Below are 25,625 nucleotides of genomic sequence, written 5' to 3' on the forward strand. Positions count from 1 at the left end.
TATAGTAAGATTATTTTAGTACGCCGGACAGCTCAAGCAGTTTGATGGCTGCCTCATAAATTCCCTGCGTATCAAAGCCGCATTCGTGGTGCAATTCATGCTGCTCTCCGTGCTCAATCACATCGTCAGGGATTCCGAGCCGCACAATTTTGGACGTATAACCGTTGTCGGCCATAAACTCGATGATGGCACTTCCAAAGCCGCCTTGCAAGCAGCCATCCTCAACGGTGATTACGTATTTGTGACTTTTGAAGATCTCATGCAGCATCGCTTCATCCAATGGCTTCACAAACCGCATATCGTAATGGGCTGCATCCACATGATCTTCTTCTAACATATGGCATGCTTCAGTGGCATAATTCCCAATGTGCCCAAGGGTTAGTATAGCCAGGTCACCACCTTCTCTAAGCTTTCTTCCTTGCCCGATAGGTATTTCTTTGAAAGGTGTTTTCCAATTAGGCATTACGCCGTTGCCTCTTGGGTACCTGATGGTGAATGCGCCTTCTTTTTGCAACTGGGCAGTGTACATCAGGTTGCGCAGCTCCTCTTCGTTCATTGGCGACGAAACGACCATATTCGGAATGCAACGCATGAAGGCGATATCGTAAGCCCCATGGTGCGTTGGGCCATCGGCTCCTGAAAAGCCCGCCCTGTCGAGGCAAAAAACGACCGGCAAATTTTGAAGGCAGACGTCGTGGATCACCTGGTCGTAAGCACGTTGCATAAATGTGCTGTAGATATTGCAGAAGGGTGTTAACCCCTGCGTGGCCAGGCCGGCCGAGAAAGTTACCGCATGCTGCTCGGCAATGCCTACATCAAAAGCCCTGTCTGGCATGGCTTTCATCATGATGTTCATGGAGGAGCCAGACGGCATCGCTGGCGTGATCCCCATTATTTTTTCGTTCTTTTCGGCCAGCTCAACAAGTGTATGCCCAAACACATCCTGATACTTAGGTGGCTGAGGCGCATCGTAAACCTTCTTGTGGATTTCTCCTGTCAGCTTATCGAACTTGCCCGGTGCATGCCATTTTGTTTGGTCTTTTTCCGCCAAAGCGAAGCCCTTGCCTTTCACCGTAACACAATGCAGAATCTTGGGCCCGGGAATGTCTTTCAGGTCATTGAAAATCTGAGCCAGATGGGTGACGTCGTGGCCGTCGACCGGGCCAAAATATCTTAAGTTGAGGGATTCAAAGAGGTTACTGCTCTTTATCAAAAAGCCCTTCACGCTGTTTTCGACTTTGGAAGCAATTTCCTGGGCGTTTGGCCCAAATTTGCTGATTTTTCCGAGGATGTTCCACACCTCATCTTTCACCTTGTTGTAGGTGTGGGAGGTCGTAATGTCAGTTAGGTAATCCTTTAGAGCGCCCACGTTGGGGTCTATCGACATGCAATTGTCGTTCAGCACTATCAGCAGGTTGCTGTTCGCTACGCCGGCGTGGTTCATGGCTTCGAAGGCCATTCCACCAGTAAGGGCACCGTCGCCTATCACTGCTATATGTTGCTTCTGGTTTTCTTTTTTGTAGTGGGAAGCCACTGCCATACCGAGCGCTGCAGAAATAGATGTTGAAGAGTGACCTACCCCAAAGGCGTCATATTCACTTTCCTTTCTTTTAGGGAAGCCAGATATCCCACCATAAAAACGGTTGGTGTGGAATACGTCCTTTCTTCCAGTGAGAATTTTATGCCCGTATGCCTGATGTCCCACGTCCCAGACCAGCTGATCGCTTGGCGTATTAAAAGCGTAGTGAAGAGCAACGGTTAGTTCTACAACCCCAAGGCTGGCTCCAAAATGCCCACCATATACTGACACATTGTCGACAATGAATTGACGTAATTCATCTGCCAGCTGAACTAGCTGTGATGGGTCAAGTTTTCTGACGTCAGAAGGATAATTGATAGTGGAAAGAAGCTCGCCGGGCTGTATCAGCATACTATTCGCAGGTTGTGATATAAGGTAATCAACTAACCAGTTCCTTAAATGTTTATTGTAACTATTGAATCTTTATGAGTCAATCAAGTTGGCAAAGGTACATTTTTTTGACTAAAGGCTTACTATTATTTATTGAGTTGATAAATTTGATGCTACCTTACTGAAAATGGATATCTCACAAACCGATTCTTCAAAGTTTGAAATCAAATTGCCATTGTTCGAAGGGCCGTTTGACCTGCTCTTGTTCTTTATTGAAAGAGACGAACTGGATATTCATGATATTCCCATCTCTAAAATTACGGCCGACTTTCTTGACTACCTGCAGCACCTCGAGTCAATGAATATAGAGGTGGCCAGCGAATTTATACTAGTAGCGGCTACTTTGATGAGGATAAAGGCAAAAATGCTTCTGCCAAGACCTGTGCTGGACGAGTTGGGCAATGAAATCGACCCGAGAGAAGAGCTGGTTAAACACCTGCTTGAGTACAAAAAGTACAAGTCAGTGGTGGAGGAGCTCTCGAAAATGGAAGCAGACAGATTGGACAGAGAGATGAGGGGAAACCTCGAAAAAGAGTTGAGGTCTCTGTCAGAAATAAACAATGTGGAAGCCGAGTTGCAGGATATCGACCTTTACAAACTGCTGAAAGTGTATATGCGGGTGTTGGAGAGGTTCGAGTATGAGCAGAAAAAACCGATACACAATGTAGTGCAATACCCGTTCACCATTTCCAGTCAAAGGGACTTCATCATGAATAAACTGGGTGATGCTGGCCGGGTGTCGTTTGCTAATGTAATGGAAGATATGCCGACGAAAATTGCCGTGATATTTAACTTCCTTGCCATTCTGGAACTGCTGCAAATGAGAATGATTACCATTTTCATAGGAGAGGGGTTCAACAACTTTTGGATTGAAAAGCTTGAAGGCGAAGAAGTGGTAGTTCTGCCTGAAGAATAAAAAAAAGCCATGAAATGCTTCATGGCTCTGGTGTTTACTTTGGCTGGTCTTTCTTAAACCCTCTCGAACTGAGAGAAAAAGAAGCCGGCTTCGATGGCAGCATTCTCGTCTGAGTCTGATCCATGCACGGCATTTGCCTCAATTGATTTAGCAAAAATCTTACGGATGGTTCCATCGGCCGCCTTGGTAGGGTCGGTGGCACCAATTAATTTACGAAACTCTTCTACTGCATTGGCTTTTTGAAGCACCAGTGCAATTATCGGTGCTGAAGACATGTAGGCGCAAAGCTCACCGTAAAAAGGACGTTCCTTATGTACTTCGTAGAACTTACCAGCGACTTCAGGAGTCAGCTTTGTTAGCTTCATTGCTTTAATAGTGAACCCAGCTTCCTCAATCATTTTTAGGATTGCGCCGGAGTTTCCTGCGCTGTAAGCGTCAGGCTTAATCATTGAAAAGGTAATTGATCCTGCCATTTTTTGATTATATATTAGAAAGGGTTTTCAAAACGCCCGCAAAGTTAGCAGATTAATTTGTTTTGAACGAACCCTTGCATTAAATACGCACTCCTTTAATCATTTGCGTTCGGGAATGCGTTTTTCTAATTAAAATATTCTTCTCACTTTTGCACTTCACATTTTACCTATTCTCCTCGGAAGGTATCATTTTACATGCAGCAAATTGACCAGTTCAGGGATTTACTCCTTCAACCCAAGCGAATAATCATCACTACCCATATAAAGCCAGATGCCGATGCATTGGGTTCTTCGTTGGGTTTGGCGAATTATCTTTTGGCAAAAGGGCATCATGTGGATGTGATTACCCCCACGGATTACCCTGAGTTTTTGGCCTGGATGAAGGGGAATGATGCTGTAATTAACTTCGAAGATGGAAATGAGGCGCTCTCGGCGAAGTTGATCGACGCAGCTGATATTATTTTCTGCCTCGATTTTTCCACGCTGTCCCGGATTGAAAAAGTGGGAGAGCTGGTGGCCGCCTCCAATGCAGTGAAGGTGCTCATCGACCATCACCTTAACCCGGGTGATTTCGCCGATTATAGCCTTTGGACGATAGAAGCTGCGGCAACCGCTGAGCTCGTTTTTCAGCTTATTGAGCAGCTGGGCGACAAGTCACTTATAGATAACGATATTGCAGAATGCCTGTATGCCGGCATTATGACCGACACGGGTTCATTTCGGCATCCTTCAACGTCATCCAGGGTTCACCGAATAGTGGCTGACCTGATAGACAGCGGTGCGGATGTCACCAAAGTGAGCAAACTGATTTATGATAACAACTCCATTGACAGGCTGAAGTTTTTAGGGTTCGCCTTTAGTCAAAGGTTGCAGGTGCTTCCCGAGTTTGGTGTTGCCTATTTTGTGATCAGCAAGGAAGACCTGAAGAAGTTCAACTCGAAGAATGGTGACACTGAGGGGCTTGTGAACTATGCCTTGTCAATAAAGGGCGTGGTGATGGCTGCTACAATCATCGAAAGAGACGGGAAGGTAAAAATGTCTTTCAGGTCGATGGGAGATTTTTCAGTCAACCAATTTGCCAGAGATCATTTTGATGGCGGGGGGCACAAAAATGCCGCTGGAGGAGCCTCCACTGATAGCCTGGAAGCTACTGTTGAAAAGTTCAAGAATTTATTGCCTTTATATAAAGAAGATTTAAACAAAAACATTTCATTCTTACATGTTTAATAAAATTAAAAACCTATCGGGGTTGCTGGGACTGGCAGCTTTGGTAATTGCCTGTGGTGGTGCTGACAAATTTACAACGAAATCAGGGGCAGAGGTGTCTTACATCCGCAACGGCGAGGGAGAGAAACCTTCAGACGGCCAGATTCTTACTATGCACATCTCTTACCTCAATGAGAATGGAAATGCGCTATTCAATAGTGTAGAAGCCGGTGGAGGACGACCATTGCCTATGCTTTACAATGATTCGGCCTGGCAAACTCAGGGAGTACTTTACGAAGTGTTCCGTGAACTGAAAAAGGGAGACAGTGTGCAATTTAAAATGACTGCTGAAGCGCTATTTGAAGATACATTTGGAACTCAGCTGCCGGATTCTATCAAGAGAGGCAGTCTGATCACCTTCAATTGCAGCCTGGTGGATATGATGAGTGAGGAACAATATCAGGAAGAGCAGATGGCGTTGCAGCAAGCTGAAATGGAAAAAATGCAAATGGAGGCCGAAGGTCAAATTATAGTTGACGGCGAAATCATAGACAAATATTTGGCTGATAATAATATCACCGCTCAAACCACTGAGTCTGGCCTTCGCTACGTTATCACAAAGCAGGGAACCGGAGCGACACCGACTCCTGGAAGCATGGTCAACGTGCACTATCTGGGTACTACCCTTGCAGGTGAGAAATTCGATGCTTCTTACGATAGGGGTGAGCCATTACAGTTTGTTATTGGCAGAGGACAGGTGATTCCAGGCTGGGACGAAGGCATTGCCCTGCTTAACACAGGTGCTGAAGCCACATTGTACGTACCATCTTCTCTGGCATACGGACCTAGAGGCGCAGGAGCTGCAATTAAGCCGAACGAAATTTTAAAATTTGAAGTAGTGTTGGTTGGGATAGAACAAATGTAGATTATGATGAAGCGAATTTCTCTTCTTTTACTCTTGGTGATTGGATTGGTGACGTTGGGATGTAATAAGGACGATGATCCGCTTACGCTACAGGAACAATACGATGCTATCGATAAGTACATTAAGAAGAACGACCTGAAAAACGTGCAAACTACCACAAGCGGCCTCAGGTATACAATCACCAGGGAAGGTGCAGGCGCCTTCCCCAGAGTGAACGAGGTAGTTACAGTCAACTACGAAGGCAAGCTGCTGAGTGGCAAGAAATTTGATTCATCTTATGACCGGGGTGAGGCTTTCAAGTTTACGCTTGGTGTTGGTAAAGTAATTAAAGGATGGGACGAGGGAGTGGCGTTGTTGCCTGTGGGCAGCGAAGCCATATTGCTCATCCCTTCAAATCTTGGCTATGGTACTAGCGGTTCAGGGAAAGATATAGGCGCTAATCAGGTTTTGATTTTTAAGATTGAGGTTTTAGACAGCAAAAGATAAATAAAGTCGAGCAATGGTATTTAGAGTTAGAACAGCGGCGGTTATTTTGTTTGTTGCTACACTGGCAGCGTCACTTGCAAGCTGCGATCTTAGCGTGAACGAACCTGATCCCGTATTTGATGTGGAGGCGCAATACAAAAAGGACAGCATAGCCATAGACGAATATTTGGCTAAGTACGGCATTGAGGGCGTGCAGACTACGGAGAGTGGGCTCAGGTACAAAGTGCTGGAAGAAGGCAGCGGGCCTGCCCCCAATAAGAATGACATCGTTTCGGTGCACTTTACCATCAGTAGAATGGATAGCGCCGTAATAGAGACTACATTCACAGACGTGGCTTTGAAGTACAATATCTATGACTCAGCCATTGCCTACGTGCCTTACAAATTCAATTTTGGTGCTGGATTTGTTTTCTCAGGCTTTCAGGTGGCAGGGCTTAAAGAAGGCAGTCAGTTAATGAAATTGAATGACCGGTTTGTGTTCTACTTGCCTTCAAAATTAGCCTTTGGACAGGTTGCCTATGGGCAAATACCAGCCAACTCACCATCCGTGTGGGAGCTGAAAATGGTTCAAATTCGTTAACGCCAGAAATGATCGAGATTTGTATTGCATCCAATAATGCACACAAGCTAAAGGAGATAAAAGAAATACTGGGGGAGAGCTATCAATTGCTCTCCCTTTCTGATATCGGCTGCACCGAAGACATACCTGAAACGCAGCCAACCATTGAAGGGAACTCGCTTCAGAAGGCCCAATACATTTGGGATCATTATAAAATCAATTGCCTGGCAGATGATACAGGCCTGTTGGTTGACGCTCTCAACGGCGAACCGGGAGTTATTTCTGCAAGGTATGCCGGTGACCACAGAAGCGGGGATGACAATATTGCCCTGCTGCTAAACAAACTCGATGGAAATCCGCAAAGAGATGCGCATTTCAAAACAGTAATCACCTTTATTGATGCAGGCAGCATTTATCAGTTCGAGGGAAAGGTGTTTGGAAAAATAACTACAAGGATCACAGGTGCAGGAGGCTTTGGGTATGACCCTGTTTTTTTACCTGAGGGTAAAACACTTACTTTTGCTGAAATGGGTAGCAAGGAAAAAAATGCGATAAGTCACAGGGGCAGGGCCCTGGCAAAGTTTGCTGCCTTTTTGAAGTTTCAGCAAATGTCGGCAAGCCTAAAATGAAAGAACCACTTGTTGTAGGAATGACTGGAGGTAGTGCTTCAGGAAAAACGTTGTTTCTTAGCAGCTTGATTGAAATTTTTCAGGAAAACGAAATCTGCCTCGTTTCTCAAGACAATTACTATAAATCAAGAGATACGCAACCAGTTGATGAAAACGGCGTCAAAAATTTCGACACTCCTCTTTCGATAGATTTCGACGAATTTCGGCACGACCTGGAGGAACTCAAAAGAGGCAATACGGTGCAGAGGCAGGAGTATACCTTTAACAACCCCAACGTCACTCCAAAGAACCTGGTCTTTAAGCCCTCTCCAATAATTATTGCAGAGGGTATTTTTGTGTTCTACGATAAAGAACTCTCCAGCCTTTTCGACCTCAAGCTTTTTATCGAAGCCAAGAACTACCTCATGCTCAAGCGCCGGATAACCAGGGATGCCCTGGAAAGGGGATATGATTTGGATGACGTGCTCTACCGCTATGAGAAACATGTGGCCCCTACGTTCGAAAAGTACATAGAGCCCCTTAAGCATGAGGCGGATATCATCATACCCAACAACCATCATTTTAAAAAAGCCCTTCAGGTGGTGGTTGCTTATCTGAAAATGGAATTGGCCGGCAGAAAGGCATAAATCGACAACTTTACTGGGAAGTTTGCCGGAAAGCCTTACTTTTGCGGTTCTTCATGAAAACTCAGTTGAAAATATTAAGCAAGAAGAAAAGCATCACGCTGGCAGTGGGTCTACTGGCTGCCGTCGTAGTGGCATGCACGTCGGTTTTTCAGTTCAGCTTAACTTCTATTGATGCTGACGTTGACAAAAGTGAAGTTGCTCAAACCCAGGGAGACAACGACAATTTGCATTTTGAGGCTCCCCGTAAGGCCGACAATAGTACCGATTCGCAAAAGACGGTATACAAGATCCAGGCTGTTTCGCAGGGAATCCAACTGCATGTGACCTATAGTCCCATTGTTTGGGAGTCGTTCGACATTGATTTACCTGAATTCAAGGCGGAGATTCCGCAGCAGTTGTATAAAGCCGGTTGGGAGTATTTTAGGGTACTCTTCACAGATATTATCGCTGCCAACGCTCCTTAGAGGAGCGCTTTTCCTGCAAGGCCAATTCTGGCCTGTCTATAACCTCATTAAACGCACTGCCACGACATAATCTTAAGGGCGATGTCGTAAAATCACAGAAGATTTTTGTGCAGCACGATGATGAGTTATTTAATAAACTACTGAAAAATAAACATAACACTCATGAAAAATAAAGGTGGAATAATACTACTTACCGTAGTTGTTTCCTTATTGTGTATCTACTACCTCTCCTTCACATTCGTGTCGAAGGGAGTGCAGAGCAAGGCTGACCAGTATGCGACCGACGCCTCTGGAACGATTGATTTTACCAAAAAACAACAATACCTGGATTCGATCTGGAATGAGCCGGTCTATAACTTTTTGGGTATTGAATTTACTTACAAAGAAATAAAGGAGACTGAATTGAACCTTGGTCTCGACCTTCAGGGCGGGATGCACGTAACCCTTGAGGTGTCGCCGATTGAGATTGTAAAGGGGCTAAGCGGTGATAGCAAGGATCCGGCTTTCATCACATCGCTGAATGAGGCGAGACAAGTAACCCTGACGTCTCAGGCTAGCTTTGTTCCCGAGTTCTACGCTGCCTATCAGCGGAATGCTCCCGGCCAAAAGCTGAGCTATATTTTCGCCAACGCAGCTAACAGAGGTCGAATCAGCCTCCAGTCTACGGACGAAGAGGTGCTTGAAATCATCAATTTCGAGGTAGAAAATGCAATTGATCGTTCTTTTCAGATTCTGCGCACACGTATCGACAGGTTTGGAACGTCTCAGCCCAATATTCAGAGACTGCCAGGCACGGGCCGCATTCAGATAGAATTACCAGGAGTTGACAACCCTGAAAGGGTACGGAAGCTTTTGCAGGGTGTTGCTCAGCTTGAGTTTTGGGAAGTAAATGAAGTGAATGATATTTTCAACACACTTTCGGCTATCAATCAGCTCGTTGTTGACGATGAGAAAGCAAAGAATGCCGAAATAACTGTTTACCCGGACTCGAGTGCCTCAGAGGCAGCCACTGCATCAAATGACCTGGCTGGCTTGCTTTCTGATTCAACAGCTGACGATTCAACAGATTTGGCTGCACAGTTGGAGTCAGACACTTCAGATATATCATCGCTGTCGAGTGGGCAGTCACCGCTTTTCAGCTTGATGAAAGGTGGTTATGGACTGATGTATGATGTGAAGGACACTGCCAAAATCAACCGCATATTTGAACGCAAAGATGTGCAGGGTATGATTCCTTCGACGATGAAATTTCTTTGGGCAGTAAAACCTACGAAAATCGACGAATTTTCAACCGAGGAACTTCTGGAGCTTTACGCAGTTAAAACAAGCAGAGGTGGCAGAGCCCCTCTTACCGGCGAAGTAATCACAGACGCCCGTCAGGATCTGGACCAAAGCGCCCGCCCGGCAGTAAGCATGCAAATGAATGCTACCGGAGCCAAAGCCTGGAGAAAGCTTACCAGCGAAAACATCAATCGCCGCATTGCCATTGTGCTTGACAATTACGTTTATTCAGCGCCCATGGTGCAGGGTGAAATACCTAATGGTAGCTCTTCAATTACCGGCACATTTACGCTGGAGGAAGCCAAGGATTTGGCCAATGTACTGAAGGCCGGTACACTTCCAGCACCCACGACTATCGTGGAAGACGTAGTGATAGGGCCTACTCTTGGTAAAGAGGCTCAGCAGCAGGGAATCATATCAATTGTGGCTGGCTTGGCCATAGTAATCATCTTCATGGTGGCGTATTATGCCAAGGGTGGCTTCATTGCCAACCTGGCACTTGCCTTCAACGTGTTCTTCATACTCGGTATTTTGGCCCAGCTCAGTGCCTCGCTCACCCTGCCGGGTATTGCGGGTATAGTGCTTACCATCGGTATGGCGATTGACGCTAACGTGTTGATCTTCGAAAGGATTCGTGAGGAGCTAAGAGGTGGCGCCTCAATCAAGCAGGCAATCTCAGGGGGTTATGAAAAGGCTTACAGCTCTATCATTGACTCCAACGCTACCACTTTCCTGACAGGCCTTATCCTTTACACCCTGGGGCAAGGACCTGTGAAAGGCTTTGCCATCACACTGATGATTGGTATCGTTTGTTCATTCTTCTCGGCCGTATTCATTACAAGGGTAATCGTGGAATGGTGGTCTAAGAAGGGCGAAGAAAGTAAGATTAGCTTTGATTCAGCACTTTCGAAGAACTTCTTACAGGATACAAAAATAGATTTCATAGGAAAAAGACGGTTGGCCTATATTTTCTCTGGCTCGTTTATCGTGTTGGGTATAGTTGCTTTCATTATAAAAGGCGGCTTAAGCATGGGTGTCGACTTCACAGGCGGGCGCTCTTATATTGTGTCGTTCGCTTCTCCGCAAACCCCGTCAGAAATGAAAGTGAAGCTGTCAGACTCCTTTGATGGACAGAGCACAGAAGTGAAGTGGTACGGTGGTGACAATGTACTGAAAATTACTACGAGCTTTTTGATCAACAACGAATCGGATGAAGCCGACTTGCAAGTGAGGGAAGCTTTGATCAGCGGCGTGAGCAGCATCACTGGTTTGCAATACACCGAAGACGATAGTAAAGTGGACGATACACACTTTACAATTTCGAGCTCCTCGAAAGTAGGTGCAACGATTGCAGATGACATAAAGGCTTCGTCCACGGAGTCTGTGATTTTTGCTCTTATCACAATCTTCCTTTATATACTGATACGATTCAGGAAGTGGCAATTTGGCCTGGGCGCCCTGGTGGCCCTGTTCCACGACGTACTCTTTGTATTGGCGGCTTTGGCAATTGCGAACTTGTTCGGCGTTTCCTTCGAGGTTGATCAAGTGTTTATAGCAGCCATGCTGACGTTGATCGGTTACTCAATTAACGACACCGTTGTGGTGTTTGACAGGGTGAGGGAGAATATGCAATTGAGACCATCAAGCGATAACAAAACAGTGTTTAACCTGGCGCTAAACGAAACAATAAGCAGAACAACTATCACCTCTGCAACCACTCTGTTTGTGGTGTTGATTCTTTTCTTGTTTGGTGGAGCAGTCCTCAAAGGATTCTCTTTTACGCTATTGATTGGTATTTTGATAGGAACATACTCTTCGTTGTTTATTGCAACGCCGGTTGTTTTAGACTTTGAGAAGAAAAAGAAGTAAAAGTGTAACAATCACTGAAAGAAGGAGTGCAGAAATGTGCTCCTTTTTTAATTTTCTTACTTGAGAAAGATGCAAGCGGATGCTGATCGTTTAGTTCAAATTGAGCTGGGTACCTTTGTATAGATCTTCAAGGTCTTTTGATCCAGCTATAAGAATTATATAAAAAGGGAAGCAGCTCTTAACTGACTTCCCTTTGCTTTTTTTATTTCAGATGAACCACGGCTAAATCTTGACTTCATCCAGGTTGATAAACTCAATCTCCCGGTTGTCATTGAGCGACACGCCAATGACTGAGTCCTTTTGTACCTTCCCAGCAAGAATCTGCTTCGACAGCTCGTTGAGAATCAATCTTTGCATCACTCTCTTTAAGGGCCTGGCACCAAACTGAGGATCAAAGCCCATTTCTCCAAGGTAATCCAGTACGTCTGCCGAAGCCTCTAGTTTTATACCATTTTCTTCAAGTCTTTTCTGAATCAGCTTAAACTGGATTTCGACAATTTTCCTGATGTCCTTCTTATTCAGTGGCTCGAAAAGAATGGTCTCGTCGATCCTGTTGAGGAACTCTGGCCTCACAGACTTTTTCAGCAGGTCAAACACGTTCTTTTTCACTTCCGCCAAAGTAGCCTCTCTGTTCGAGTCGTCCATGGTGTCGAATGCATCCTGAATAATGCCAGAACCAATATTGGTGGTCATGATAATGATGGTGTTCTTAAAATTAGCCACTCTTCCTTTGTTGTCGGTAAGCCTTCCATCGTCAAGCACTTGCAACAGGATGTTAAAGACATCGGGGTGTGCCTTCTCAATTTCATCCAGAAGGATGACTGAGTAAGGTTTTCTTCTCACCGCCTCTGTCAGTTGACCGCCCTCATCGTAACCCACATATCCTGGAGGGGCTCCAATCAGCCTGCTCACAGCATGGCGTTCCTGGTACTCACTCATGTCTATTCTTACCATAGCGTTGTCGTCGTTGAACAGGTATTCGGCCAGCGCCTTTGCCAGTTCAGTCTTACCAACACCAGTTGTACCCATAAAGATAAAGGAGCCTATGGGCCGCTTAGGATCCTGAAGACCAGCCCGGCTTCGCCTCACAGCGTCTGCCACTGCCTCAATGGCCTCAGTTTGTCCGGCCACTCTTTTTCCAAGCTCTTCTTCCAGCTTCAAAAGTTTCTCCCGATCGCTTTGAAGCATTTTGCTCACGGGTATGCCCGTCCATTTACCCACTATTTCAGCAATGTCCTCGGCTTCCACTTCTTCTTTCAATAGCGAGTTTCCTCCCTGAAGTTCCTTTAGCTGCTCCTGGAATTTCTTCAGCTTATCTTCACTCTCCACAATTTTTCCATAGCGAATCTCGGCTACCCTCCCATAGTCGCCACTTCTTTCGGCTTGCTCTGCCTCCAGCTTGTATTTTTCAATGGCTTCCTTTTCGTGCTGAATGCCTTGAATAACAGACTTTTCATGCTGCCACCTGGCCTTCAGTGCATCTCTTTGCTCGCTTAAGTCGGCAATCGTTCTTGAAAGCTCTTTTTCCTTCTCCCTGTCTTTTTCCCGCCGAATGGCCTCCCTTTCGATTTCCAGCTGCATAATGCGCCTGTTCAACTCATCCAGTTCCTCAGGAAGAGAATCAATTTCAATCCGAAGTTTTGAAGCAGCTTCATCCATTAGGTCTATAGCCTTGTCGGGCAGAAACCTGTCAGAGATATACCTGCTTGAAAGCTCAACGGCGGCTATCACAGCGTCGTCTTTTATCCGGACCCCGTGGTGCAGCTCGTATTTGTCCTTAATGCCCCGGAGTATCGATATGGCGTCCACTACGGAAGGCTCATCCACAACCACTGCCTGGAACCTCCTTTCAAGAGCCTTGTCTTTTTCGATATACTTTTGATACTCTTTTAACGTAGTGGCCCCGATGGCATGGAGCTCTCCTCGTGCCAGTGCGGGCTTCAGCAGGTTGGCGGCGTCCATGGCCCCTTCGCCTCCTCCACCAGCGCCAACGAGCGTATGTATTTCGTCTATGAAGAGGATAATTTCCCCATCGCTGTCGATCACTTCTTTGATCACTGCTTTTAGCCGCTCTTCAAACTCACCCTTGTATTTGGCGCCAGCCACAAGTAGACCCATATCCAGAGAGATAAGGACTTTCTCCTTCAGGTTTTCAGGCACGTCACCGTCAACAATTCTTTGGGCCATCCCTTCAACAATAGCTGTTTTACCCACACCTGGCTCACCCAATAGTATTGGATTATTCTTAGTCCTTCTGGAAAGGATTTGCAGCACCCTTCGGATCTCTTCGTCTCGTCCGATAACCGGATCGATCTTGCCCTGGCGGGCCATTTCATTAAGGTTTTTTGAATACCTCTCCAGCGACTTATATTTTGCTTCAGCGTTTTGATCTGTCACAGAGTTGCCACCCCTGAGTTCCTTGATGGCCAGCTTCATTTCCTTCTCTGCAAACCCGGCCGACTTCATGACTGTAGCAATTTTGTCTTTGCTGCTCAGCAACCCAAGAATGATGTGCTCAACGGCCACAAATTCGTCACCAAACTCTTTGAGATAGCCCGTAGCCTTCTGCAGGGCCGCCGCTGCTTCATTAGAGAGATAGGGCTGCGATCCTGAGACTTTGGGGTACGAATTTATTGTTTCTTCAATTTTGTCATCCAGGTTTTGTTTGTTGATACCTAATTTCTTCAAAAGAAAAGGCATAACATTCTCATCTGTCGACATGATTGCTTTGAGTATATGTGCTGGCTCTATGGCTTGCTGCTCATAACTTTGTGCGACTTCGGCTGCCTTTTGCACAGCCTCCTGCGATTTGATGGTATAGTTATTAAAGTTCATTTCCTTTTTCTTTGCTCCCTGTCGGTAGGGCAAATACCGATCCATGAGGTAATTGGATTATTTTTAGGTCAAAATGACAGGGAAACAAGATCGATCACAGACTTTTCAGACAATTTGGCGCACTCAAGCTTCATCAAAATGTAATACCAATTCCATTCTTTATTTCTTATTTTCAGGTCGAAATAGAAATCTTGAATGGAATCGGTAGCAGAGGATAATTTAGAGCAGCCACCAAAGGCGACGAAATTTGAAAAAGTTTTGCTTTGGCTGTCTTTGTATGTGGTGGTGGAGTTATACGTGAGTTCAGTCACAGAGTATACTCCCCTGGTGGACGATATAACATATTATGTCGATTTCGGCATATGTATGATTTTCTTATACGATTTTTTCAACGGACTTTGGAAAGCGGAGAACAAGTGGAGGTTTGTTGCCAACAACTGGGTAGACTTTGTTGCGTCCATACCGACTGTTGGATTTCTCCGGGCGGCGAGGATCTTTAAAATTTTCAAGCTTTTAAGAGTTCTCCGGTCTGCAAAGTACGTTTTCCAGTTTTTTAACCGAAAAACTTCCTTTAGCACCTTTCGGAATGTGGTCATTCTCAATGTAGTTGTCGTGTTGCTTTTCACGATCAGTTTCTACCATGCCGAGCGAGACTCTAACCCTCATATTTCCACCTTTACTGACTCGTTATGGTGGACTACTATTACGACGATGACAGTTGGCTTTCTGCAGGATATTCCACCCGTCACTCCCGAAGGGAAGGTGCTTTCTGTTGTGTTGATTTTTGCCGGGATGATTATTGGTGCTACCATGATTGCGACGATTACTGACTATTTTATTGAAGATGAAGACATTCAGGTGAACGTCAATAGGGTACATGACAAGTTGATGCAAGTAGAAAAAAAACTAGATGCCCTCACCGAAAAATTGGAGGAGTTGTCCAAATCCCAAAGGAATGGAAATTAACAGACGGGAGTTTTTAGCAAAAGGGGGATTGGGCTTGGCCGGTGGAACTGTGGGGTTGCTTTCTGCCTGCACAGAGGAAAAAAAGCAGCTCGAAACGCCATATATCAATTTCAACAAGTTGTTTGAGTGGAAAATGGTCACTACCTGGCCGCCAAACTTCCCGGTGGTAGGTGAGGGTTGCGTCATGATGGCGAAATGGGTGGAAACCATGAGTGGCGGGCGCCTTAAAATAAAAGTCTATGGTGGAGGGGAGCTGGTTCCGTCGTTGGAAGTGTTTGATGCCGTAAGCAGCGGTGCTGTTGAGATAGGCCATGGTGCTTCCTATTACTGGGCGGGCAAGGTACAGGCTGCGCAGTTTTTCGCAGCGGTTCCTTTTGGTATGAACGCCCAGCAGATGAATGCATGGATCATAAGCAGCGGATCTATTGCGCTATGGGAGGAGCTGTATGAACCCTTCAGACTGCTGCCAATGATTGCTGGGAATACCGGCGTGCAAATGGCGGGCTGGTTCAACAGGGAGCTCAATACCATGGATGACCTGAAAGGACTGAAAATGAGGATTCCCGGGCTGGGAGGAAAGGTGTTGTCGGAGGCTGGCGGCACGTCGGTGCTACAGGCTGGGGGCGAAATTTACACCAATCTGGAAAGGGGAGTGATCGATGCGGCCGAATGGATTGGTCCCTATCATGACTACCTCATGGGGTTTCAACGAGTGGCTAAGCACTACTACTACCCTGGCTGGCATGAGCCAGGCTCTGTACTGGAGCAAATGGTGAACAAAGACAAATTTGAGGCGCTTCCAACAGACCTGAAAGAGATAGTAAGGGCTGGAGCATCGAAGCTCAATGAATGGATGCTTGCTGAGTTTGACGCAAAGAACAGTTTGTACCTTAAAAAGCTCCGGGAGGAAGAGGGAACGGATATCAGAAAACTTCCTGATGTGATTTTGAGGGAACTAAAGAAAATAAGTGATGTGATGCTTGGCGATATGGCTCAAGGCGATCCTATTATTAAAAAAGTATACGACAGCTTTACAGCGTTTCGAGATCAAATCAAACCCTGGTCCGACATTAGCGAACGAGCTTTTTATAATGATGTGCTAGGTCAGTAGAGCTGTTGTTGACTATTTTTTGAGCAGATTCGGTAGAAAAGAGATAATCTCTGGAAAAAGAACTACCAGCAGAAGAAACGCCAGTTGTATCAAGACGAAAGGAACAATTCCTCGATATAATTGCCCGGTGGTGATGTGTTTTGGCGCCACCCCTTTCAGGTAGAAAAGTGAGAAACCAAAAGGTGGTGTGAGGAAGGAAGTTTGCAGATTGAGCGCCAACAATATCCCCACCCAAACGAGGTCAACGCCCAGCTTAGCAAATATTGGCGCCACCACTGGCACTATGATGAAGATGATCTCTATAAAGTCGATGAAGAATCCAGCGACAAATACAGCGAGCATCACTACAAACAGGAATGCATTCACCGACAAGTCGGAATTTTCGATGAGTTGAATAAGGAAGCGATCGCCTCCCAATGCTCTGAAAACCAAAGAGAAAGCCGTAGCTCCAATGAGAATGGTAAAGACCATCGTGGTGAGGTGTGTCGTTTCCCTCATCACCCCTTTCAACACGTCAAGGTTGAACTTGCCAGACATAATGGTGAGCAAAGTCGCTCCAAGGGCGCCAACTCCTGCCGCCTCAGTTGGCGAGGCTATGCCCGCAAAAATGGAGCCCAGCACAGCTACAATAAGCAGGAGAGGAAGCACGAAAGCTTTAATAACCTGCCCCGTTATTCCCCTTTCCCTGAAAGCCCTGATTTCTTCTTCGGGCATGCCGGGTGCTTTGTTCGGTTTCACAATGGCGTATCCTACAATAAAAGCCAGGTAGCAAAAAACCAGGGCAACACCGGGTACTACTGCTGCAGTGAAGAGGTCTCCAACCGATACGTTGAGCACGCTGCCCAGCAACACCAAAACCACTGATGGTGGGATGATTTGTCCTAACGTGCCAGCTGAAGCAATGGTGCCAGTGGCCAGCTCAGGGCTAAATCCCCGCTTGAGCATGGTTGGTAAGCTAATTAGCCCCATCGTAATAACCGTGGCCCCAACTATGCCTGTAGAAGCTGCCAGCATGGCCCCCACCAGCACAACGGCGACGGCAAGACCACCTTTGAACTTGCCAAAAATGAGCGCCATTGTTTCAAGCAGGCTCTCTGCCAAGCCAGATTTCTCCAGCATAATTCCCATAAAAACGAACAACGGCACAGCTATTAGAACAAAATTGTTCATGGTGCCATAAATACGAAGGGCAACCAGGTAAAAGAAGTCGGCATCAAAGAATATTAGACCAAAAATTACAGAGAGGCCTCCTAGCGTGAAGGCAACAGGAAAACCCCAGAGAATGAAAATAAATATCAGACCGAAGAGTACGAGCGCCCAAATCTCATTCATGATCTTCGGATTTTGAGGGGTTCACGATGGTGATCAATGATTTAAGAGCGAGTGAAGTGCCTTGTAAAAACAAAAGAGAGAAGCCAATGGGGATGAAGGCTTTAATAATGTAACGAGCTGGAAGACCACCCGGGTCAGGAGAATTTTCTCTGATGATCCAGGAATTGTAAACAAAAAGCAGGGAGGTCTTGATGATCACTACACATGTTGGCAGAAGAAAGAGCAATACTCCGAGTAAGTTGACGTAGGCCTGTTTCTTAGGCGACATTTCCCCATAAAATACATCGACCCTAACATGCTTGTCATGCTTGAGTGTGTAACCTGCTCCAATTAAAAAAATGGCTGCAAAAAAATGCCATTCCAGCTCAAATACAGAAGCAAAGCTGACATTAAAGATATACCTCATTGCCACGTCGAAGCAAAAGACAACGACCATGATGCCGGCTAGCCAGGAGATAAGGCGCCCCGTGTATTCATTCAGCGCATCAATCCTTTCCGAAATAAGGGTAAGTAGGTGCATATCAACTTTTGTGGAATGAAGATATGGTTTTCCTTTTTAAGAGCAAGGTCAGATTTGCACAAGAGTGGGAAAATGGTTTGTGAGGCGGATATTGGGCGATTTGTGTCTTGGGGTAGGCCTCATTGAGGTACCGTGCCAAAAAAAGCTAGTTAGTAATGGTCAGACTATTATCCTTTAGTCTGACTTATCTAGGTATAGACAAAAAAACCCCGGCAACTGCCGGGGTTTAAGTGTTTAAAGATCATCGTCCAGTCATTGATTCACGTTTTGCAAACGCACACCTGAACCATATTTAACTGTCAACTCAAATACTTCTCCAGAAACGGCGTAAACGCTGGTAGGTCCGGAGTAGGCTCCAAAAGCGCTGTTGTTCAACTCTTGCATATACCCAGAACCTTTGTCCGTTACAGTCCATGAAGAACCATCCCATTGAACCTCGCCTGTCCCAAGTGTTGTGAAGTCGAATAATTGGATTGCTGCACCTGTTCCGGGTGAAGTAGCCAGTGTTGGCATGATAGTTACTCCGAAGACTCCAGTATAACCCATTCCTTCATCTTCATCAGATAAGCCTGCAATGGTTCCGTCTGAATTGATGTCAACGCTAGCAGAGGCTGTCATCGCCATTGGTTCGACAATTTCAAGAACGGGAGCAGCGTACGAGATTCCAGTTCTCAAGTTGGTTACTGTTCTTGTCAAGATCAGGTTCCCTGTGCCGTCGATGCCAAGAAGATCGTCAAGGTTGCCTGTCAAGCCTGTTCCGGCCTCTGTATAAGAGATTACGTCTGTGTCAGTTGCGCTAGCGTCTGGGAAGCTTGCAACGGATGTGTTATACCAGTTTACATCGGGTAGAATAGTGTAGGGTACAGTAATACCAGTATTGTCGATAGCTATAGTGTATTCAAACCCGGTTGCTACCACGTCTACAACTGGCAAAGCAGCTCCTGTGCCACCTCCAGCAAAAGTTATTCCAGTGATCCCGGCTGAATATCCAACGCCTGTAGTAGTCGTTTGGATAGCATCTACCCTACAGTCACAAGTAACTGTGATTGTTGCGGCTGTTGTAGGCGCAACAGCTGGTGCTACCTCAGTTACTGTTACCTGATAGCCAGTTACACCGAAAGAGTTAAGGTTATCACTGCCGTCGGTAAGGATATTTCCACCTGTTTCGTCGATGGTAGGCAGAACGCCATTTCCAGTACCATCATCCACTGCGGTTTCAGTTACCGTAACAGTCTGAAGGACTGTAGCGCCGGAAAGTACATCAATAGTAATGTCATAGTCTCCACCAATTGTATAGCCAACACCACCAGCAACCGTTAGATCAAGGTCGCCAATAATAGAGGTCTGAAGCGCAATTGGTGTGGTAGGGGTAGTAGCAGTTGCTACAGCAGCTGTGGGAGAAATCTGAACAGTACCACCGTCACTGATAATGTCGAATTCAACGTTTCCAGAGTTAGGAGTAGTACCTGCATTGCCATCAATAGTGAATCCGATATTCAAATCTCTAGGTATCACTGTAAACGTCAAGTTTGCGCCATTTCCAGCGCCCGTGGGTGCAGGGAATACAGCTTTGGCACCAGCGATAGAAATTGCTGGAGAGAAAGAAGTGGCATTTACAGGCCCGTATCGTGCTGGCACGGTAGCAAGTTCAGGCGCAGCCAGAAGCACGTCGTCTCTTGTATCAATAACAATAGTTTGGTCGGCTGTTACGTCAGGTACCATTAGTGAATATGAAATACCTCCCTCAGTTGCGGGTAGAACCATACTAAAGCGCCCGGTTGTATTGTCTACAACAGCTGAGCCGATTCCTTCACCTATAAACCTGAAATCAGACATGGTTACAGATGAATTGAAGAACCCAGAAACACCGCTACCGGAGTAAGCTGTTCCATTAAGGTAAGCCACAATTGTCACATCTTGTGGAACTTCAGAAGCTGAGTTAGTAAGGTCAGTTTCAATTGTTGCGGAGCCATTCACTGTTGCAAATGTTCCGCTAGCCCCATCTGCTGAAAGCAAAGTGATACGTGATGTCTCACGTCTTCCCAGGGGATAAACTCTCTCTCCAATAACAAAGAAGTCTTCATAGTAGTTGATGTTGTAAAGGTCTAGAATATAAGAAACCCCTACGAAGCCAGGTGCCGTGACGGTAATTGGGCTGGCTCCGATTACAATATCCTCGATAATCACCTGACCGGTAGCGTCAGTCACGGCATCAACCCGAGCAGCAGGGTTACTTCCCCCCACTGAAACAGTAACGCCTTCCAATGGAACACCACCCTGATTTTCGATCGTCACTGTGTAAGACGACAAAAGGCCTGCCTGACGTAATGCCTCAGTGTTTTCATCTCTGATGACGTTGGCCAATTCTGCTTGAAACACTCTCATCAGCGAGTCATTCTCACGCATGAGCTCATATTGTAGAATAAGTTTCTCAAGGTCAAAGCTATGCTGCGAAGCAGCCAGCTCAGCTTGCTTGTCGAGGAAGTCTTCCTCTGTGAATTCATCTTCGCAGGACGTGAAGGTGAATACACCCAGCGCCATTATTACGAGTAAAAAATTGAGTTTGATTGTTTTCATGATTTTATGAAGGTTTGTTTTTTAAATCTTTAAAAGAAATACCCAAAGTTGATGCTGAGAGTGGATGGAATAAGTCTTCCTCCAGTACCAGGATACCCTGAATAAATGTTAATGTTGTCTAGTCCATGGCGATAGCGTATTTCCTGATAAAAGGATTTACCATTGCCCAGGTCATACTCCAGTGCGAAACCAGCATGGCCAGCGAACTGATGGCTTTGCATACTGCTGGTAATGTTTTCACGAGAGTTGGAATGAATTCCTGTGGTGCCATTAGCAAAATTGTAATAGTTGTCCCGTGTCTCAAATGAGGCCACTGAATAACCATAACTGGCTCCAATCAGGATTTTTGGAGAAACAGAGCTTCCCGATGTTGGAATGCTGATTACTGCCATCACAGGCAGTTCTGCATTTTTGATCGACACTGATCTGTTCATAAAAGTGATTGAAGACACATTTCCCTCGATTTCAGAATAATCAACGGTCCTGTCCTCCAAGCCACCACCGATACCCATGTACAGCAACTCACCCCGGACGGCAATCATTTCTGTCACCTGATAGTTGCCAACTGCGCCAACATTTACATCAAGTGTCATGCCTGTCTGGCTGAACTGGTTTAGGTTCGCACCAACCTTCGCCCCATAGCGAAAAGGGCTAAAGGCACTAAGTCCATCATCCTGTGCGGACGCATCATGGACCCACAACCCACATAATAGAAATATTAAATGGGTGCTTCGCAAACGCCTTAAGCGTGAAACAAAACTTCTCATATATTATATAGTTAAGAATGGTTTAAATACTTAGTTCTGTTTGATGACCAAAGTCTAAAAGTAACCACAACCGAATTCGATGGAAATACCCATTTCTAGGTATTTTATCATTATCTAATCCAAAAGTTCAAAAAACACGGGACATGAAATAGGGAATTTTTTATTTGTTAGTCAAGTTTTAGCAAAAGTACTTTATCAATTAGTATTCGCTATTTTGTGTATGCCGCTAATTTTCCCATCAAATGCTCCTTTTTTCTTGTAGCCACCGGAAGGGTCGTACCGTCTTTCAGCACGATCGAACCTCCATCGGCTTTGTCGAGGCGAAGAAAAAACTTAAGATTGACCAGGTGAGACTGGTGTGCACGAAAAAACTGATTTGAAGAGAACAGGCTGTCAAAATCTTTCAGCGTCTTTGAAATAAGCAAGAACTTGCCATTGGCTAAATAGAACTTTGTATAGTTCCCTTCAGCCTCACACCGCACAATCTCATCCGTTTCGATCAGGTGAATGCTATCATGATCCTTTAGCAGTACCCTTTTGGGTAGCCGCTCATCTCTGGAACTCTCCAGAAGTAACTTAAGAGAAAGCTTGTCAAAATGGGCTTTTAGAGATTCTCTGGCTTTAGATACTGCAAAATTGAGTTCACCTGGATCAACTGGTTTTAGCAGGTAATCTACAGCGCTGAATTTGAAAGCCCGGATGGCATACTCATTGTGCGCCGTCACAAAAATGATTTTGAAGTCGATCGTCTCAAACTTTGAAAGTAAGTCAAACGCTGTGCCTTCATTAATCTCGACGTCCAAAAAAACGAGGTCAGGTTTTTTACTGCTGATCACCTGAAATCCAGTACTAACTGAGTCTGCCTCACCTGCGATTTGGATATCAGGGTGTGAAACCTTTAAGAGAGCTTTTAGTGCCTCTCGCAGTGGGGCCTCGTCGTCAACTATGATTGCTTCCAACTAGTTTTGAACAGTTAGTATGTAGTAAACTTATTGAAAGGTAATAATAGTGAAACTTTTGTGCCCGGGCCAACTCGTTGGAGCGTGAAAGTTTTATTGGTCAATTTTCATCTTCCTTTAGAGTTTCTGTGGTTACAGCTATCGAATCCCTGCTAACTGTGATGGCGTTCATTAATACAATCAAACAGGTGGAAGGAACTTCATGAAGCCACATAGGGTTACCCGCCTAAATTGTTGTTAAACCTGGAGGCATCAGCTGGTCAATTTTTTTCAATTCTAATTTTAGTGCAACACCTCTTCTTAGGCAAAAACCAAATTCCCTTGCCACCGGCGTCACTTAACAACTAATAGTCGTTAACTTTACAGCTTTAATACCCACACATAGTGCAAGATATTCGAAAAATTTCTTCATCAGAGCTTGTCGATGTTTTTAAAACATGGGGAGAACCTGCTTTCAGAGCCAAGCAGGTGAGCGAATGGCTGTGGAAAAAGTCTGCTACGTCCTTTGATGAAATGACCAACCTGTCGTTGAAGACAAGGGATATGCTGAAGGAGCATTTCAGTATTTTGGCTGTAAGCACGGCCACTAAGCAAATGTCTTCAGACGGAACGATTAAATCTGGCTTCCGGCTGCACGACGGCCACATGATTGAGGGTGTACTTATCCCGGCCGATGACCGGATGACCGCTTGCGTGTCTTCGCAGGTGGGCTGCTCATTGACTTGTAAGTTTTGCGCCACCGGTTATATGGAGCGCAAAAGGAATTTGGATCCCGCAGAAATTTACGATCAGGTGGTGATGATTGACAGGCAGGCAAGGGAAGCCAACAATGTGCCTCTTACTAATATAGTGTACATGGGCATGGGCGAACCGCTGCTCAACTATGCCAATGTGCTCAAGTCGGTAGAGTATATTACGTCTCCTGACGGGCTAGGCATGTCGCCAAAACGAATCACGGTTTCTACGGCTGGCATTGCCAAAATGATCAAAAAGCTGGGCGACGATGAGGTGAAGTTTAACCTGGCGTTGTCACTGCATGCCGCCAACGATGAAAAGCGCAACCAGATCATGCCCATCAATGAGTCCAATACATTGGAGGCATTGAAAGAGGCCTTGCAGTATTTCTATCAGAAAACGAAGAACAAGATTACTTTTGAGTATATCATGTTCTATAGTTTCAACGACACATTAAAGGATGCTGAAGAGCTTTTCCAGTTTACAAAGGCTGTGCCCAGCAAGGTGAACATTATAGAGTACAATCCGATTGCAGAAGCAACTTATAAAAATGCCGACCCCGAAGCGCTTGATAAGTTCTCGGCCTACCTGGAAGACAGGGGTGTGGTGGTGAATGTGCGGCGCAGCAGAGGCAAAGATATCGACGCAGCCTGCGGGCAGCTAGCCATCAAAGACAAACCCGCCGCCTAATCTGGTCTTGACATTAACCACATTTTCTATTTCTTGCTTGCGTTGAAAAGCTTCTGCTTTTCTTCTTTGCTCAGGCTCTCATAGCCGGAGTGCGAAATCTTGTCGAGGATAGCATCAATTTCATCCTGATCAGATTTAGTGTTGGACGCTGAAGCTTTCTTCGTGCCGGTGAATTTCGTGCTTTTGTGCGTGACCCTGATTTTTGGGGAGGGCTTGAATAAACCTTTGAACCATTCCATCACACTTACAACTGGCGTTCCAATATCGTTGCCTCGCTGGAGCTGTCGAATAAAGATGAAACCCATCAAAGCACCTCCGAGGTGAGCCAGTTCGCCGCCAGCGTTGGCACCAATGGTTTGTGAAAAAGACAGCAGTATGTAAAAGATGGCAATGTATTTGATTTTGACTGGCCCGAGAAAGAGCAGGAAAAAGGTATAGTTGGGCATAAACGTGGCGGCTCCTACCACAATGGCGTACACACCTGCGGAAGCTCCCAGCATGACCGATCCAGCCACTCTTTCGTGAAAGTAAGGGATAAGGTTATAAATGAGTATGTAGAAGAGCCCTCCAACGATGCCTCCAATCACATACATGGAAATGGCCCGCTGGTCGCCGAGATACTCTACAATGATCTTCCCGAACCAAAAAAGGAAAAGCATATTGAAGATAATGTGGAAGAAGCCTTCGTGGGTAAAGAAATATGTGAGCAGGGTCCACGGTTTGACGATGAAGCTATCGATGGACGCAGGTAACATGAACTGGCGAAGGATCATCTGATAGACATCAGGGTTGCCCGACAAGACCAATATCACTTTGAAAATGATCAGCGCTACAAAAATAATCACATTGATCATGATGAGCTGGATTAGCCCATTGTTAGGCCTGCTCCAGGCGTTTTTAAAATCGTCGAAAAGTCCGCCGTTTCCGTACATAGTCTTCTAATAGAATTTGCTGGAGTTTTTTTGCCAGTATTTAATCACTATAAATGCGATGAGCATACCACCCAGGTGGGCCAGGTGAGCGACATTGTCCCCCTGAGAACGGTTTAGCTCCGAATACAATTCATAAGCTCCGTAGAAAAATACCAAATATTTTGCTTTGATGGGTATGGGAGGGAATAACAAAAACAGTTGCGTATTGGGAAACAGCATTCCAAAGGCCATCAAAATTCCAAACACAGCGCCAGAAGCTCCCACCATGGGCACGTTTTCAATCCTTCCCATAAGATCCTGCACAAACACTCTGCTTTGGCTGATATACTCCGGGTTGTTTGGGTTTTCTACATAAGCATCGATAAAGCTAATCAGGCTTTCGTAGTACTGGCTGGCATGCTGCACCACAAAAAGGTTGAAAGCTTCAGGGTCAGGGTCGGCCAGGTAGGCCATCGCATCATTTGAAACAGCTGAAGTTTCGATATAGTCAATAGTGGCGTATAAAAGGCCAGCACCTATGCCAGTGACCATATAAAAGAAAAGAAATCTCTTTGGCCCCCAAAAGCGTTCCAGCATGTTGCCGAATATGATCAGGGCAAACATGTTGCCAAACAGGTGCATAAAGCTGCCATGCACAAACATGTAGGTGATGAACTGGTATGGCGCAAATGAGTCGGCCAGAATATACCGCAGCCCAAATGTGACTGCGAAGTCCATTTTTAAAATACTTTCCAAAAAAAACACCACCAGATTTACTATCAGGAGGTTTTTCACCATGGGTGTCAGGTTGAACATAGG

The 25,625-nt window shown here is 45.6% G+C and carries 22 protein-coding genes; 12 read left to right on the forward strand and 10 right to left on the reverse strand.

What is annotated here, in order from left to right; translation table 11 throughout:
* Positions 1-10 precede the first annotated feature (10 nt).
* Positions 11-1,930: a 1-deoxy-D-xylulose-5-phosphate synthase gene (gene dxs, locus AAC052_RS05505; RefSeq protein ID WP_339811582.1), complete on the reverse strand. Its 1,920-nt coding sequence runs from the start codon at positions 1,928-1,930 to the stop codon at positions 11-13.
* 166 nt (positions 1,931-2,096) lie between these two features.
* Between dxs and AAC052_RS05510 the strand changes: the two genes are divergently transcribed.
* A complete protein-coding gene (locus AAC052_RS05510; RefSeq protein WP_317488550.1) occupies positions 2,097-2,885 on the forward strand; it encodes a segregation/condensation protein A in 789 nt (262 codons plus the stop codon).
* Positions 2,886-2,938: 53 nt separating this feature from the next.
* On the opposite strand, the gene ndk is transcribed toward AAC052_RS05510, so the two are convergent.
* Positions 2,939-3,358, reverse strand: a complete 420-nt coding sequence (gene ndk / locus AAC052_RS05515; protein WP_317488549.1) for a nucleoside-diphosphate kinase — start codon at positions 3,356-3,358, stop codon at positions 2,939-2,941.
* A gap of 195 nt (positions 3,359-3,553) precedes the next feature.
* Here ndk and AAC052_RS05520 point away from each other — a divergent pair, with 195 nt between their 5' ends.
* The 8 genes from AAC052_RS05520 (at position 3,554) to secDF (ending at position 11,403) form a co-directional block, all read left to right on the forward strand.
* Positions 3,554-4,585, forward strand: a complete 1,032-nt coding sequence (locus tag AAC052_RS05520) for a bifunctional oligoribonuclease/PAP phosphatase NrnA (RefSeq protein WP_317488548.1) — start codon at positions 3,554-3,556, stop codon at positions 4,583-4,585.
* Positions 4,578-5,489 (forward strand): FKBP-type peptidyl-prolyl cis-trans isomerase, encoded by a 912-nt coding sequence (locus AAC052_RS05525; protein WP_317488547.1) that lies wholly within the window; start codon positions 4,578-4,580, stop codon positions 5,487-5,489. The genes AAC052_RS05520 and AAC052_RS05525 overlap by 8 nt, the downstream gene beginning before the upstream one ends.
* Before the next feature lie 3 nt (positions 5,490-5,492).
* The gene (locus tag AAC052_RS05530) at positions 5,493-5,975 is read left to right on the forward strand and encodes an FKBP-type peptidyl-prolyl cis-trans isomerase (protein WP_317488546.1); all 483 of its coding nucleotides are present in this window, start codon (positions 5,493-5,495) and stop codon (positions 5,973-5,975) included.
* 13 nt (positions 5,976-5,988) lie between these two features.
* Positions 5,989-6,555: an FKBP-type peptidyl-prolyl cis-trans isomerase gene (locus AAC052_RS05535; protein ID WP_317488545.1), complete on the forward strand. Its 567-nt coding sequence runs from the start codon at positions 5,989-5,991 to the stop codon at positions 6,553-6,555.
* A gap of 8 nt (positions 6,556-6,563) precedes the next feature.
* The gene (gene rdgB, locus AAC052_RS05540; protein WP_339811588.1) at positions 6,564-7,163 is read left to right on the forward strand and encodes an RdgB/HAM1 family non-canonical purine NTP pyrophosphatase; all 600 of its coding nucleotides are present in this window, start codon (positions 6,564-6,566) and stop codon (positions 7,161-7,163) included.
* Positions 7,160-7,789 carry a uridine kinase gene (gene udk, locus AAC052_RS05545; protein WP_317488543.1) on the forward strand — a complete coding sequence of 210 codons (630 nt, stop codon included), beginning with the start codon at positions 7,160-7,162 and terminating at the stop codon, positions 7,787-7,789. The genes rdgB and udk overlap by 4 nt, the downstream gene beginning before the upstream one ends.
* A gap of 53 nt (positions 7,790-7,842) precedes the next feature.
* Positions 7,843-8,253 (forward strand): hypothetical protein, encoded by a 411-nt coding sequence (locus AAC052_RS05550; RefSeq protein ID WP_317488542.1) that lies wholly within the window; start codon positions 7,843-7,845, stop codon positions 8,251-8,253.
* A 162-nt stretch (positions 8,254-8,415) separates the two neighbouring features.
* Complete coding sequence (secDF, locus tag AAC052_RS05555) at positions 8,416-11,403, forward strand: protein translocase subunit SecDF (protein ID WP_317488541.1); 2,988 nt, start codon at positions 8,416-8,418, stop codon at positions 11,401-11,403.
* A 222-nt stretch (positions 11,404-11,625) separates the two neighbouring features.
* Here secDF and clpB read toward each other — a convergent pair whose 3' ends face one another.
* Positions 11,626-14,238: an ATP-dependent chaperone ClpB gene (gene clpB, locus AAC052_RS05560; protein ID WP_317492376.1), complete on the reverse strand. Its 2,613-nt coding sequence runs from the start codon at positions 14,236-14,238 to the stop codon at positions 11,626-11,628.
* A 195-nt stretch (positions 14,239-14,433) separates the two neighbouring features.
* On the opposite strand from clpB, the gene AAC052_RS05565 reads away from it, so the two are divergent.
* A complete protein-coding gene (locus tag AAC052_RS05565) occupies positions 14,434-15,204 on the forward strand; it encodes an ion transporter (protein WP_317488540.1) in 771 nt (256 codons plus the stop codon).
* On the forward strand, positions 15,194-16,315 hold the full coding sequence (locus AAC052_RS05570; RefSeq protein WP_339811589.1) for a TRAP transporter substrate-binding protein: 1,122 nt from the start codon (positions 15,194-15,196) through the stop codon (positions 16,313-16,315). Before AAC052_RS05565 ends, AAC052_RS05570 begins: the two co-directional genes overlap by 11 nt.
* Positions 16,316-16,327: 12 nt before the next feature.
* On the opposite strand, the gene AAC052_RS05575 is transcribed toward AAC052_RS05570, so the two are convergent.
* The 5 genes from AAC052_RS05575 to AAC052_RS05595 form a co-directional block, all read right to left on the reverse strand.
* Positions 16,328-17,647, reverse strand: a complete 1,320-nt coding sequence (locus AAC052_RS05575; protein WP_339811591.1) for a TRAP transporter large permease subunit — start codon at positions 17,645-17,647, stop codon at positions 16,328-16,330.
* The gene (locus AAC052_RS05580) at positions 17,640-18,167 is read right to left on the reverse strand and encodes a TRAP transporter small permease subunit (RefSeq protein ID WP_339811592.1); all 528 of its coding nucleotides are present in this window, start codon (positions 18,165-18,167) and stop codon (positions 17,640-17,642) included. The genes AAC052_RS05575 and AAC052_RS05580 overlap by 8 nt, the downstream gene beginning before the upstream one ends.
* A gap of 252 nt (positions 18,168-18,419) precedes the next feature.
* Complete coding sequence (locus AAC052_RS05585) at positions 18,420-20,744, reverse strand: carboxypeptidase-like regulatory domain-containing protein (protein ID WP_339811594.1); 2,325 nt, start codon at positions 20,742-20,744, stop codon at positions 18,420-18,422.
* Between the two features lie 29 nt (positions 20,745-20,773).
* Positions 20,774-21,511, reverse strand: coding sequence for an outer membrane beta-barrel protein (locus AAC052_RS05590; RefSeq protein WP_339811596.1), 738 nt, complete (start codon positions 21,509-21,511; stop codon positions 20,774-20,776).
* A 209-nt stretch (positions 21,512-21,720) separates the two neighbouring features.
* Positions 21,721-22,470: a LytTR family DNA-binding domain-containing protein gene (locus AAC052_RS05595; protein WP_339811598.1), complete on the reverse strand. Its 750-nt coding sequence runs from the start codon at positions 22,468-22,470 to the stop codon at positions 21,721-21,723.
* Positions 22,471-22,851: 381 nt separating this feature from the next.
* On the opposite strand from AAC052_RS05595, the gene rlmN reads away from it, so the two are divergent.
* Positions 22,852-23,895, forward strand: a complete 1,044-nt coding sequence (rlmN, locus tag AAC052_RS05600) for a 23S rRNA (adenine(2503)-C(2))-methyltransferase RlmN (RefSeq protein ID WP_339811927.1) — start codon at positions 22,852-22,854, stop codon at positions 23,893-23,895.
* 26 nt (positions 23,896-23,921) lie between these two features.
* On the opposite strand, the gene AAC052_RS05605 is transcribed toward rlmN, so the two are convergent.
* Entirely contained in the window at positions 23,922-24,827 is a 906-nt protein-coding gene (locus AAC052_RS05605) for a rhomboid family intramembrane serine protease (RefSeq protein WP_317488533.1), read from the reverse strand.
* Between the two features lie 6 nt (positions 24,828-24,833).
* The gene (locus AAC052_RS05610) at positions 24,834-25,622 is read right to left on the reverse strand and encodes a rhomboid family intramembrane serine protease (protein WP_339811600.1); all 789 of its coding nucleotides are present in this window, start codon (positions 25,620-25,622) and stop codon (positions 24,834-24,836) included.
* Positions 25,623-25,625 lie beyond the last annotated feature (3 nt).

The organism is uncultured Imperialibacter sp., assembly GCF_963974565.1.
Classification (GTDB): domain Bacteria; phylum Bacteroidota; class Bacteroidia; order Cytophagales; family Cyclobacteriaceae; genus Imperialibacter; species Imperialibacter roseus.